Below are 12,247 nucleotides of genomic sequence, written 5' to 3'. Positions count from 1 at the left end.
CGCCTCAGGCGCGGGGGAGCAGCCCGTCCGGGTACTCCATCCCGTCGTGTGCGCAGGCCGCGGCGGCCACCCGGGCGGCGTACCGGGCCGCGTCTAGCACGTCCGCGCCGCGCAGCCGGGCGGCGATCACCCCGGCGGCGAACGCGTCCCCGGCGCCGTTGGTGTCCACCACCGGGCCCGGCGCGGTGGCGGCGGGCACGTGAGCCGGCGGGGCGTCCGGGGTGTGCAGCGTCGCGCCGGCCGCGCCGCCGGTGACCAGCACCGTGCGCGGCGCCAGCCGGGCCGCCTCCGCCCCGGCGCGCTCGCCGAGCCGCGTGTCGCTGACGAAGACCAGGTCCGCGATCCGGGCGAACGGGCGGTGGTAGTCGTTCTCGCCGTCCCAGTCGTGCAGGTCGGTGGAGACCGACGTGGCGGCGCGCAGCGTCGCCAGCGAGTCCCGGGCCCAGTCCATGATCGACAGGTGGACGTGGGCGGCCTCGGCCACGAGCGCGGCCAGCTCCGCGTCGGCGAACGGTGCCGGCCCCGACCACGGGCGCGGGTCGTGCAGCGACATCCGCCGTCCGGCCGGGTCGACCAGGTTCACCGAGCGCCGGGTGCCGGCCGGCGCGTCGGCGAGCGTGGTCCGGATCGAGGTACGCGCCAGCGCCGCCCGCACCACGTCACCGGCCGGGTCGGTGCCCAGCACGTCGACGAGCGCCACCCGCAGGCCGAGCGCGTGCGCGGCCAGCGCCACCCCGGCGCCGGTGTTGCCGATCCGCATGTCGATCGGCGGCACCAGCAGCGAGTCGGCGACGGGCGGCGGCAGAGCGGGCACCTGGACACGGACGTCCACGCCGAGCCCGCCGATCACGAGAAGGTCGACCATGGCGCCGACGATATCCGCGCCCGGCGGCCTATCCTGGCTCCCCGGGCGCCGTCTTCCGGCACCGGGCGTCGTCGAGGGGGAGCAGTGCTGGTCATCCACGGGCTGTGGCTGCCCCGCGCCGGGCTCGCCCTGTGGGCCGAGGACAGCACGCGCCCGGCCCGCGCGCCTCGCCGGCCCGGTCGCGTCCCGCGCGAGCGCCCGCACCCCTTCGCCGCCGACCACGCCACGCTCGCCGATGCGCTCGACGCCATGCCGGGCGAGCCGATCTCCGTCCTGCTGGACCTGCCGACCCGGGCCGGCTCGCCGCTGGACTCGCCGGAGCTGGTCCGGGCCACCGTCGGGGAACCGGTCCGCGGCCCGGTCACCCGCGCCGGATGGCGGGTCCCGGCCCTGAGGTACGCGCCGGACGCCGCGTACGAGCTGCTGCGCGCGCCGATGCCGGGCCCGGTCGGTGCGAGCCTGCGCCACCTGTGCGAGCTGGCCGACTTCGCCGCCGATCTGGTGGCACGCGGCCGGCTGCTGCCCGGCGTGTTCGACGCGTACCCCGGTGGTGGCGGGCCCGGCGCGGGCGGTGAGCCGGCCGCGGCCGGCCGGGGAACCTCGGCGCGGCGGTTGCCGGCGGCCTCGGGCGAGCCGGGTCCGGTCGCGGGGTCCGCGCGGCGGTTGCGGGCCGTCGGGGCGGACGACGTGGTGACGGCGTGGGCGCTCTGGCGGCCGCTGCTCACCGGCACCGACGCGGCGTGGGCGCGCGACCTGGCGATGGCGTTGCCACCGGCGGCCCGCGCCGCCCGGGAATGGCGGCCCGGGTCCTGGGGAGCGCCGGCGGACGACGCGTGGGCCGGGCGGGCCGACGACATCGGGGCCGGTGAGCTGGTCGCCGAGGCGCTGGACGCGCTCGTCGACACCACCGCCCGGGTGGCCCTGGCCGACACCCGGCTGCACCGCGGAATGCGCCCGGTCGGCGCGGTGCCGCGCTGGCTGGCCGCGCTGACCGGCCCGGAGCGCGCGTTCCCGGCCGAGCCCGCCGCCCTGAAGACGTTGCGCGACGAACTGGACGCCTGGCAGCGCGACGCCGCCGGCGGCGCGGTACGGGCCACGTTCCGCCTGGTCGAGCCGGACGTCGACCCGGTCGCCGAACTGGTCGAGGACGCCGCCTGGCGGGTCGAGTTCGGCCTGCACCCGGCCGACGAGCCGGGGCTCGTGGTGGACGCCGCTCACATCTGGCAGCGGCCCGCGCCCGCGCTCACCGCCCGGGGCGTCGAGCCGCAGGAGACGCTCCTGGCCGAGCTGGGCCGGGCCAGCCGGCTCTGGCCCGAGGTGGACGCCGCTCTGCGTACCGCCGCGCCGGAGGGGATGGAACTGGACGCCGAGGGCGCGCACCGGTTCCTGCGCGAGGGCGCGCCGGTGCTGCACGCGGCCGGGTTCGGGGTGCTGCTGCCGTCGTGGTGGCGGCGCTCCTCGTCCCGGCTCGGCGCGCGGCTGCGGGCGCGCAGCCGTAGCGCGCCCGGCGCGGTCGCCACCACCGACGGCAAGCTGGGGCTGGACGCGCTCGTCGACTACCGCTGGGAGCTGGCGCTCGGCGACCAGCCGCTGACCGCCGAGGAACTGGCGACGCTCGCCGACCTGAAGTCCCCACTCGTCCGGCTGCGCGGCCGGTGGGTCGAGCTGGATCCGCAGCGGCTGGAGGCCGGGCTGAAGCTGCTGCGCTCCTCCGGCGAGCTGAGCGTGGCCGACCTGCTGCGGATGGGACTGTCCGGTGACGACCGGGCCGGTGAGCTGCCGGTGCTGGACGTGGTCGCCGACGGCGCGCTGGGCGAACTGCTCGCCGGTGAGGCGGAACGGCGGCTCACCCCGGCCGACCCGCCGCCGGGGTTCACCGGGACGCTACGGCCGTACCAGCGGCGCGGACTGGCCTGGCTGGCGTTCCTCCAGTCGCTCGGGCTCGGCGGCATCCTCGCCGACGACATGGGCCTGGGCAAGACCGTGCAGCTGCTCGCGCTGCTCGCCGGTGACCCGCCGGAGGCCGGGCCCACGCTGCTGGTCTGCCCGATGTCGCTCGTCGGCAACTGGCAGCGGGAAGCGGCGAAGTTCGCCCCCGGGCTGCGGGTGCACGTGCACCACGGCGCCGAGCGCGCCCGGGGTGAGGGCTTCGCCACCGCGGTGCGGGAGGCGGACCTGGTGCTCACCACGTACTCGGTGGCGGCCCGGGACGCGTTCGAGCTGGCCGGCATCGACTGGCACCGGGTGGTGGTGGACGAGGCGCAGGCGATCAAGAACGCCGCCACCCGGCAGGCCGAGGCGGTCCGGTCACTGCCCGCGCGGCACCGGGTCGCGGTCACCGGTACGCCGGTGGAGAACCGGCTCGCCGACCTCTGGTCCATCATGCAGTTCGCGAATCCGGGGCTGCTCGGGCCGGCCGCGACGTTCCGCAAGCGCTTCGCCGAACCGATCGAGCGGCACGGCGACGCCGAGGTGGCCGAGCGGCTGCGCCGGATCACCGGCCCGTTCGTGCTGCGCCGCCTCAAGACCGACCCCTCGATCATCACCGACCTGCCGGAGAAGCTGGAGATGGAGGTGGTCTGCAACCTCACCGCCGAGCAGGCCGCCCTCTACCGGGCCGTGGTGGACGACATGATGGCGAAGATCGAGTCCAGCGACGGGATCGAGCGGCGCGGGCTGGTGCTGGCCACCATGACCCGGCTCAAGCAGGTCTGCAACCACCCCGCGCAGCTGCTGCACGACGGCTCCGCGCTGGACGGCCGGTCCGGCAAGCTGGAACGCCTCGACGAGATCGTCGACGAGGTGCTCGCGGCGGGGGAGAAGGCGCTGCTGTTCACCCAGTACGCCGAATTCGGCGGCATGCTGCGCGGGCACCTGTCGGCGCGTACCGGCCGGGAGGTGCTGCTGCTGCACGGCGGCGTCGGCAAGGCCGAACGGGACGCCATGGTGACCCGGTTCCAGACGCCGCAGGGGCCGCCCCTGTTCGTCCTGTCGCTCAAGGCCGGCGGCACCGGTCTCACGCTGACCGCCGCCAACCACGTCGTGCACGTGGACCGGTGGTGGAACCCGGCCGTCGAGGACCAGGCCACCGACCGGGCGTTCCGCATCGGACAGCGCCGCCGCGTGCAGGTACGCAAGTTCGTCTGCGCCGGCACCGTCGAGGAGAAGGTGGCCGCGATGATCGCGGACAAGCGCAGCCTCGCCCGGTCCGTGGTGGGCAGCGGCGAGCAGTGGATCACCGAGCTGTCCACCGACACGCTGCGCGACCTGTTCACGCTGGAGTCCGGGGCGGCGGTGGTCGAGTGAGCCCAGGTTTCGACGACTACGGTCCGCCGCTGCGGGTCGAGGGCGGCCTGCGGGCGCGCAGCACCAGAGGTGCGATCGGGCAGTCCTGGTGGTCCCGGCGCTTCGTGGAGGTGCTGGAGTCGTTCGCGCTCGGCTCCCGGCTCACCCGCGGCCGGGCGTACGCGCGCCGGGGGCAGGTGCTCCGGCTCGACGTGTCGCCCGGAAAGGTCACCGCCGAGGTGCAGGGGTCCCGGCCGCGTCCCTACCCGGTCCGGATCGGGCTGGCCGCGTACCCGGAGAAGGTGTGGCGGCGGCTGGAGTCGGAGCTGGCCGGGCAGGCGTTCTTCAGCGCCCGGCTGCTCGCCGGTGACCTGCCGGCCGAACTGGAGGAGCTGTTCGCCGAGGCGGGCGCGCCGCTGTTCCCGGCCGAGATCGGCGAGCTGGACCAGAGCTGCGGCTGCCCCGACTTCGCGGTGCCGTGCAAACACCTGGCCGCCACGTTCTACCTGCTCGCCGAGGCGTTCGACGCCGACCCGTTCCACCTGCTGCACTGGCGCGGCCGATCCCGCGCCGAACTGCTCGACCGGCTGCGTACGCTGCGCGGCGCCCGTACCACCGAGGTGGCGCCGGGCCCGACCGGCACCGCGGCGGACCGGTCGGCGTCTTTGGACGGGAGCGGCGGGACGCCTGTCCTGGCGGGCCCGGGCGCCGGACGGGAGCCGGACGCGACGGGCGCCACCGCACCGGTGGTCGGCGCGGCGCGGGCCCTGGCCGGGCTGCCGGCGGTCGAGCCGGACGCGGAGCTGGACCGGTTCTGGCTGGCGCCGGTGGCGCTGCCGGACCGGCCGCCCACGCTCGCCACCGGCCCGGAGCTGCTGTTGCGCCAGCTCGGGTCACCCGGTGCCGCGATCGGCGGGCCAGGGCTGGCCGAGCGGCTGCGCCGGGCGTTCCGGGAGTTCGGCAGCGGCGGAGGCGAGTGTTAACAGGGGGCCCTTCCTCTACCGAATGCGTTAAGAAGGGGCCCTTCCTTACACCTACAGCAAGCGGCGGCGGAAACGCCACATCACGGCGGCGTTGGCGACCAGCACCACCGCGCAGATCGCCCCGGCCAGCCGTCCGACCAGTACTGTCATCGCCGGCAGCGATGCCCACAGCACGATCGTCAGCAGCATCATGTATCGGCCCCGGCGCCCCTTGATCCGGCTGTCCAACCGGGCGAAGAACCGAGGGTCACTTTCCCGCAGACGGCGGGTGATCTGTTCGAACCTGCGCTGATCCTCTTGGCTGAGCATGGCGGTGCCTTCCCCTCACGGCTTCAGCGGTTCGGCGGCATACCCGGATCGGAGGCCGGTCACGCACCGCCGCTGCTGCTGTTTCGCCGGATCGGACAGGCGGAACGAGGTTCTCAGCGCAGGCTTATCCGTACCTTAAGTTTCGGTGAGGCGGTGAACGCCCCCGGCGGCGTCGCCGGCGTGTGAAACCTCGCGTCCGGGCGGTGCCCGCCCGGGTCGGCCCTGCTCCGGACGTCGCCGGATCACCCGCCGCGGTGACCGGCTCCGGCGGCGGGCATGAGCACTGTCTTAAGTGCGCTCGCGGGCCCGTTCGGCGTGCCTTGAGTGGCCGGGAACGCATGGCTACCTTGCCGTAGCAACTCTCCGGCAACCGTCGCCGCCCCTGCGCCACCCAACCCCCGGGTGGCAGGCGTGCCGGCGCTCGAAGAAAACGGGATAGGTACATGGCCGACCTGAACGTGCCACCGCGTCGACCCCGGGACGACCGCGGCTGGGACGGATACCAGCACCCCCATCCGGACGGGTACCGCGACCCGCACGCCGCGCCGTACGCCGGCGGGCACCCCGCCCCGGCGTCGGGCCCGCAGTGGGTCGGGCCGGACGGCTTCGCCCCCGCCGCCGCTGGCTACCCTCCGCAGGGCGGCTTCCCCCAGCAGGGCGGCTACGCCCAGCCCGCCGGCGGGTACGGCCCGCCGCCCGGCCCGGGACTGCCCACCCTGGACGACGACCGCGACGAGCCCCCGAACCGGGGCCGCCGCCGGGCGCTGGCCACCCTCGGCGGCGCCGCGGTGGTCGCCGGTGGCGCGGCCTTCGCGCTGTCCCCGCAGGTACGCGGACTGTTCACCGGTGACGCCCCGGCCGGTGACGCCACCGGCACGGTGACCACCGACGGCAACGCCGCGCGGCCCAGCGGCCAGCAGCCCAGCACGGTACGCACCTACACCGAGCAGAACGAGAGCTACATGGGCTCCCGGGCGGGCGAGGCGCTCAAGCGCAACGCGCCCTCCGGCGGCCGGCTCTACGGCAGCCCGGCCGCCGCCGCCGAGGCGACCAAGGTGACTGTGAAGACGGTGCTCGCCAAGGACGCGATCCGGCACCTCGCCACCCGCACCACGTTCGGCGCCACCCCGAAGGTGCTCGCCGACATCAAGCGGCTCGGCATCGACGACTGGCTGCGCCTGCAGCTCGAACCGGAGAAGATCGCCCCGACGAAGGCGGAGCTGAAGCTGGCCGAGCTGACCTCGCTCAAGCTCAGCCCGACCCAGCTTCGCGACCAGCGCGAGCAGCTCAACGAGAAGGGCGTCGCCCCGGCCCGGGAGACGGTGGACGCCACCATCGCCCGGCAGGTCTGGTCGGACCGCCAGCTGTTCGAGGTGATGGTCGACTTCTGGAACGACTTCCTGCACGTCGCGGCCGACTTCGACGGCGGGGAGAACTACCGCAACGCGTTCGACCGGGACGTCATCCGCAAGCACGCGCTCGGCAGCTACCCGGACATGCTCGTCGCCGCGAACAAGCACCCGGCGCTGCTGCTCTACCTGAACCAGGTCGACTCGCGCAAGGACGCGGTCAACGAGAACCTGGCCCGGGAGAACCTGGAGCTGTACTCCGTCGGTGTCGACGGCGGCTACACCGAGAAGGACGTACGCCAGGCCGCGCTGCTCCAGACCGGACGCGGCGTCGCCGACGGCAAGTACAAGTTCTTCGCCGAGCGGCACTACCTCGGCAAGGTGAAGATCCTCGGGTTCAGCCACGCCAACAACTCCGACGATCCGGTGGCCGCCGACAAGGTCATCGACTCGTACATCCGCTACATCGCGATGCACCCGTCGACCGCCCGGTACGTGGCGCAGAACCTCGCCACCCGGTTCGTCTCCGACACTCCGCCGAAGTCCGTGGTGGACCGGCTCGCCAAGGCGTACACCACGAACAAGGGGCAGATCCGCCCGGTGCTGGCGACGCTGTTCAGCTCCTCGGAGTTCTGGGCCGCGGTCGGCCAGAAGGTACGCCGCCCGATGGAGTACCTGGTCGCCACGTACCGGGCGCTCGGCGTCTCGCCGGAAGCGGCCCCCGGCTACTCCGGCGACCAGCGGCGGACCCCGTTCGCGCAGGGCCTGCGGCAGATCCAGGACAAGATGCGGGAACTCGGCCAGTACCCGATGGGCAAGCCCACCCCGGACGGCTACGCCGACGTCTACCTGGCCTGGACCTCGGCCGGCACGATGATCGACGGCTGGAACGAGGCGGGTGACCTGATCGCCGGCTACCGCAAGCAGTTCACCTTCGTCAAGCCGGAGAAGCTGGTGGCGAAGCCGCCGGCCACCGCCGGGGCGTACGTGGACGCGCTGGCCCAGCGGCTGGTGCACCAGAAGCTCAGCGCCAAGGAGAAGAAGCTCGTGCTCGCCGTGGCCGGGGTCGCCGAGAGCGCCAAGGTCGACGCCACCTTCAACGGGGCCATCGCCGCGGTCGCGCGGACGATCCTCGCGTCCCCCCAGCACCACCTCCGGTGAGGCATTCGATGGAGATGACCGTGAACCCGTACCCCCTGCACCCCGAATGCCCCGACCTGCGGCGGCTGGCCGACAACCCGGCCGAGGCGCTGCTGCGCGCGGAGGCGGACATCGTCGCGGCCGAGAACGCGGCCGAGGCCGACCGGTACCGCCGGCTGGAGGAGATCGAGGAGGCCCAGCAGGACGGCCGGGGCGTCACCCGGCGTACCTTCGTCGCGGGCGCCGCGGCCACCGCGACCGCGCTGGCCACCGCCCAGTTCGTCACCACGTCGGCGTCGTTCGCGGCGACGAAGACCGGCACGCTGATCCACGTCTTCCTCTACGGCGGGCTGGACGGGCTGAGCCTGGTCGCCCCGGCGAGCGACCCGGTGCTCGCCAAGGCCCGCCCCGACCTGCTGCTCGCCGAGGACTCGCTGGCGCTGGCCCGCGGGTTCAAGCTGACCAGCGCGTTCGCGCCGCTGGACAAGTGGCTCAAGGCCGGTCAGCTCGGCTTCGTGCCGGCCGTGTCCGACCCGCGGCTGTCCCGCAGCCACTTCCAGGCCGCCGACGCCTGCAACCTGGGCGGCCTGCCCGGCGAGACCGGCGGCCGGGGCTGGCTGGACAGCCTGGTCGACGCGCTCGGCAAGGGCACCGCGTTCCGCAGCGTCGGCATCGGCAGCACGCTGCCCCGCTCGCTCGTCGGCGTGAACGGCGCGATCTCCCTCAACAGCGTCGGCGACCTGCGGCTCAACGGTGCCGACAAGTACCGCGCGGCCACCGAGAAGGCGATCCGCGGCCTGTTCACCGGCATCAACCACCCGGTCGAGGAGGCGGTGCAGGAGGGCATGGGCGCGCTGGCCACCGCGCAGAAGCTCGCCGCGAAGCCGTACGCCGCCGCGGAGGGCGTCCAGTACCAGGGCGTCGGCAACGCGTTCAAGCAGCTCGCCCAGCTCATCAAGGGCGGCGCGAACGTGCGTGTGGCCACCGTCGGCATGGGCGGCTACGACACCCACGAGAACCAGGGCACCCGCGAGGGCGGCCAGCTCTGGCGGCGGCTCAACGAGCTGGCCAAGGCGATGGCCGCGTTCTTCACCGACCTGGGCGACCAGGCGGCGGACGTGACGATCATGGTGTCCAGCGAGTTCGGCCGGCGGGTCGCCTCGAACAGCGGCGGCACCGACCACGGCCACGGCGGCGTCGTCACCGTGCTGTCCGGCCGCAAGCTGACCAGCTCGCTGCTCGGCACCTGGAACGGGCTGGACAAGTTGGACAGCGGCGACGTGCCGGAGTACAACAACATGTTCAACGTCTACGGATCCGTCGCGCAGGGCCGCTTCGGCCTGACCAACGCCGAAGTGGACAAGGTCTTCCCCCGGCAGAAGTTCACCCCGGTCAAGATCTACGCGTGACGTACCAGGAAACCCGCGCCGCCGGCCGTCGTACCGGGCACTCCGCCCCGTACGGCGGCCGTCCGGCTGCTCCCGTACCCCCGGCTCGTCCGCGCCGCGGACCCGGCGGCCGGCGCGCGCTCGCCGCGCTCTTCTGGCTGGGTCTGGTCGCCGCGGTCCTGCCGTGGTGGCTGGACACCCCGGCCGGGTCGCTCGCCGACACCGCCGACCTGCTCACCGCGGGCGGCCGGATCACCGGCCTGATCGCCGGCTACCTGCTGCTGGTCCAGGTTCTGATGATGAGCCGGCTCGGCGTGCTGGAACGCGCGCTCGGCGGCGAGCGGATCTCCCGGCTGCACCGGGATCTCGGCGCGACGCTGCTGGTGACGGTGCTCACGCACATGTCGCTGCTGGTGGTCGGCTACTCCCGCCAGGAGCAGAACTCGGTGTTCGGCGAGGTCGGCGTGCTGCTGACCGACTACGAGGACATGATCACCGCGTTCGCCGCGGCCGGCGTCCTGGTCACCGTCGCGGTCACCGCGGTACGCGCCGTGCGCCGTCGCCTGCCGTACGAGCTGTGGCACGTGCTGCACGCGGCCGGCTACCTGACGCTGCTGCTCGGGTACGCGCACCAGTTCAGCAACGGCGCGCAGCTGCACGAGCCGGGCCTGGTGCGTACCGGCTGGATCGCCGGGTACGTGCTGGTGGTGGCCGCGCTGGTGTGGGGCCGGGTGCTCGCGCCGCTGGCGTTCAACCTGCGGCACCGGCTGCGCGTGGCCGACGTGGTGGCGGAGAGCCCGGACACCGTGTCGGTCTACCTGACCGGGCAGCGGCTCAACCAGATCGACCTGCTCGGCGGCCAGTTCTTCCGCTGGCGCTTCCTCAACCCCGGTTGCTGGTGGCAGTCGCACCCGTTCTCCGTCTCCGCCGCCGCGAACGACAGGTGGCTGCGGATCACGGTGAAGGTCGTCGGCGGGTACACCGCCGAGCTGCGCGATCTGACGCCCGGCACCCGGGTCTGGGCGCAGGGCCCCTCCGGCACGTTCACCGCCGCGCACCGTACCCGGGAACGGGCCCTGCTCATCGCCGGTGGCAGCGGCATCGCCCCGCTGCGGGCCATGCTGGAGGAGTTGCCGCCCGGCGCGGCCCTGATCTACCGCGCCCGTACCCCGGCCGACGTGCTGCTGCACCAGGAGCTGGACTGGCTCGCGCAGGCCCGGCAGACCTCCGTCTGGTACGTCGTCGGCAGCCGCGACGACCCCGGCCCCCGCCAGGTGATGAACCCGGAAGGGTTGCGCCGCCTGGTGCCCGACCTGACCCGGCGCGACGTCTACCTGTGCGGCCCCGGCGGCCTGGTCGACGAGGCGGTCGCCGCGCTGCGGGCGGCCGGCGTGCCCCGCCGGCAGATCCACCTGACCGCGTTCGAGCTGTAGGAAGGCACCCCATGCGTCGCGCGCTCCTCGCGATCACCGGACTGGCCGCCGGCACCACCGCACTCGTGGTGCTCAAGGGCGCGCCGGGCAGCGGGCAGACCGTGCCGGACGTGCCCGTCGCGCTGGCGCCGGTCACCCCGGGCGGCTCGGCGGCGCCCGAGCCGCCGTCGCCCACCGCCGCGGCGTCCGGCAGCGCCACGCCGTCGTCGCGCGCCTCGGCGAAGCCCACCCCGAAGCCGTCCGCCGACCGCAGCCCGGCCAGCCAGGGCGGCACCCGTACGCGCACCACGCCCGCCGCGCCCCGGACCACCACCAGCGCGCCCAAGGTCACCACCCGCACGGTGACCGGGCCGTCGGTCACCTACGAGTACGGCTCGCTCCGCGTCCGGATCACGCTCAGCGGCAGCCGGATCGTCGACGCCACGGCGATCGGGCTGCCGCTGGGTGGGCAGTCCGGGCAGCGCAGCGACGACGTGCAGGCCCGCTACAGCGGCACCTCGGGTGAGGTGGTGGCCCGGCAGAGCGCCAGCCTGAGCACCGTCTCCGGGGCCACCTACACCAGCACCGCGTACAAGCAGTCGTTGCAGGCCGCGCTGGACAAGGCGTGACCACGGTTCGTCCTGGCCTGCGCCGCGTCGCACACGTCATGGGTACGGCGATCAGCCTCGACCTGGCCGACGACCTGCCCCAGGGGACCCTGCACGAGCTGGCCGAGGACACGTTCGGCTGGCTGCGTGAGGTCGACGCGCGGTTCAGCACGTACCGGGACGACAGCGAGGTGTGCCGGGTGGACCGGGGCGAGCTGCGGCCCGCCGACGCCTCCGCCGACCTGCGCGCCGTGCTGGCGGCCTGCGCCGACCTGTGGACCGCCACCGACGGCTACTTCGACGTGTACGCGACCGGGCGGCTCGACCCGTCCGGCTACGTCAAGGGCTGGGCGGCGCAGGTCGCCTCGGACCGGCTGGTGGCCGCCGGCGCACCGAACCACTGCGTGAACGCGGGCGGCGACGTGCGCGTACGCGGCCACGACGCGGCCGGGGAACGGTGGCGGATCGGGGTGCGGCATCCCTGGGACCCGGCGGCGACCTGTCTGGTGCTGACCGGCACCGACCTGGCGGTCGCCACCTCCGGCGTGTACGAGCGCGGGCACCACGTGGTGGACCCGCGCCGGGGCGCCCCGGCGAAGGGCTTGCGCTCGGTGACTGTGGTGGGCCCGGACCTGGGCGTCGCCGACGCGTACGCGACAGCTGCGGTGGCCATGGGCGGACCCGGCCTCATCTGGCTGGACGGCCTACCGTCCCCCTGGCAGCACGCCGTGGTCACCGAGGACACCCACCAACACCACTCCCGCACCCTCCCCACCCTTCCTGCCGTCCCCACCTGATCACCGGGGTGGGTGGGTCAGCGGAGAGGGCGGTGGAGGATGGCGGGACGGGAGCCGGTGGGGCGGGGGTGGCCGGGGCGGACGCCCAGAGGACGGGTGAAGGCCCACGGG

General features: G+C 74.4%; 9 protein-coding genes. 7 read left to right on the top strand and 2 right to left on the bottom strand.

The features are described 5' to 3' along the window. Positions 1–4: 4 nt before the first annotated feature. Positions 5–865 carry a carbohydrate kinase family protein gene (locus FHU28_RS26570; RefSeq protein ID WP_184687159.1) on the bottom strand — a complete coding sequence of 287 codons (861 nt, stop codon included), beginning with the start codon at positions 863–865 and terminating at the stop codon, positions 5–7. A gap of 84 nt (positions 866–949) precedes the next feature. Between FHU28_RS26570 and FHU28_RS26565 the strand changes: the two genes are divergently transcribed. After that, positions 950–4,171, top strand: a complete 3,222-nt coding sequence (locus FHU28_RS26565) for a DEAD/DEAH box helicase (RefSeq protein WP_184687158.1) — start codon at positions 950–952, stop codon at positions 4,169–4,171. Next, positions 4,168–5,133, top strand: coding sequence for an SWIM zinc finger family protein (locus FHU28_RS26560; RefSeq protein WP_184687156.1), 966 nt, complete (start codon positions 4,168–4,170; stop codon positions 5,131–5,133). Before FHU28_RS26565 ends, FHU28_RS26560 begins: the two co-directional genes overlap by 4 nt. A gap of 51 nt (positions 5,134–5,184) precedes the next feature. Here FHU28_RS26560 and FHU28_RS26555 read toward each other — a convergent pair whose 3' ends face one another. Then, positions 5,185–5,442, bottom strand: coding sequence for a DUF3040 domain-containing protein (locus FHU28_RS26555; protein ID WP_043329246.1), 258 nt, complete (start codon positions 5,440–5,442; stop codon positions 5,185–5,187). Between the two features lie 443 nt (positions 5,443–5,885). Between FHU28_RS26555 and FHU28_RS26550 the strand changes: the two genes are divergently transcribed. Genes FHU28_RS26550 through FHU28_RS26530 form a run of 5 tightly spaced genes read left to right on the top strand, consistent with a single transcriptional unit; the run spans position 5,886 to position 12,136 of the window. Further along, positions 5,886–7,952, top strand: a complete 2,067-nt coding sequence (locus FHU28_RS26550) for a DUF1800 domain-containing protein (RefSeq protein ID WP_184687153.1) — start codon at positions 5,886–5,888, stop codon at positions 7,950–7,952. A 14-nt stretch (positions 7,953–7,966) separates the two neighbouring features. Beyond that, complete coding sequence (locus tag FHU28_RS26545) at positions 7,967–9,340, top strand: DUF1501 domain-containing protein (protein WP_260413656.1); 1,374 nt, start codon at positions 7,967–7,969, stop codon at positions 9,338–9,340. Next, positions 9,337–10,752, top strand: a complete 1,416-nt coding sequence (locus FHU28_RS26540) for a ferredoxin reductase family protein (RefSeq protein WP_184687149.1) — start codon at positions 9,337–9,339, stop codon at positions 10,750–10,752. Before FHU28_RS26545 ends, FHU28_RS26540 begins: the two co-directional genes overlap by 4 nt. An 11-nt stretch (positions 10,753–10,763) precedes the next feature. Further along, entirely contained in the window at positions 10,764–11,360 is a 597-nt protein-coding gene (locus FHU28_RS26535) for an FMN-binding protein (protein ID WP_184687138.1), read from the top strand. 38 nt (positions 11,361–11,398) lie between these two features. Continuing rightward, on the top strand, positions 11,399–12,136 hold the full coding sequence (locus FHU28_RS26530; RefSeq protein WP_184689947.1) for an FAD:protein FMN transferase: 738 nt from the start codon (positions 11,399–11,401) through the stop codon (positions 12,134–12,136). Positions 12,137–12,247: the final 111 nt, after the last annotated feature.

Origin of the sequence: Micromonospora echinospora, assembly GCF_014203425.1 — a bacterium.
Classification (GTDB): Bacteria; Actinomycetota; Actinomycetes; order Mycobacteriales; family Micromonosporaceae; genus Micromonospora; species Micromonospora echinospora_A.
The sequence above is the reverse complement of the archived record's forward strand: the minus strand, read 5'-3'. Positions and strand labels throughout refer to the sequence as shown.

Bases quoted from the DNA above. Each gene is read 5' to 3' on its own strand.
- FHU28_RS26570 (WP_184687159.1), bottom strand. From the start codon at position 865: ATGGTCGACCTTCTCGTGATCGGCGGGCTCGGCGTGGACGTCCGTGTC.
- FHU28_RS26545 (WP_260413656.1), top strand. From the start codon at position 7,967: ATGACCGTGAACCCGTACCCCCTGCACCCCGAATGCCCCGACCTGCGG.
- FHU28_RS26535 (WP_184687138.1), top strand. From the start codon at position 10,764: ATGCGTCGCGCGCTCCTCGCGATCACCGGACTGGCCGCCGGCACCACC.
- FHU28_RS26550 (WP_184687153.1), top strand. From the start codon at position 5,886: ATGGCCGACCTGAACGTGCCACCGCGTCGACCCCGGGACGACCGCGGC.
- FHU28_RS26555 (WP_043329246.1), bottom strand. From the start codon at position 5,442: ATGCTCAGCCAAGAGGATCAGCGCAGGTTCGAACAGATCACCCGCCGT.
- FHU28_RS26530 (WP_184689947.1), top strand. From the start codon at position 11,399: ATGGGTACGGCGATCAGCCTCGACCTGGCCGACGACCTGCCCCAGGGG.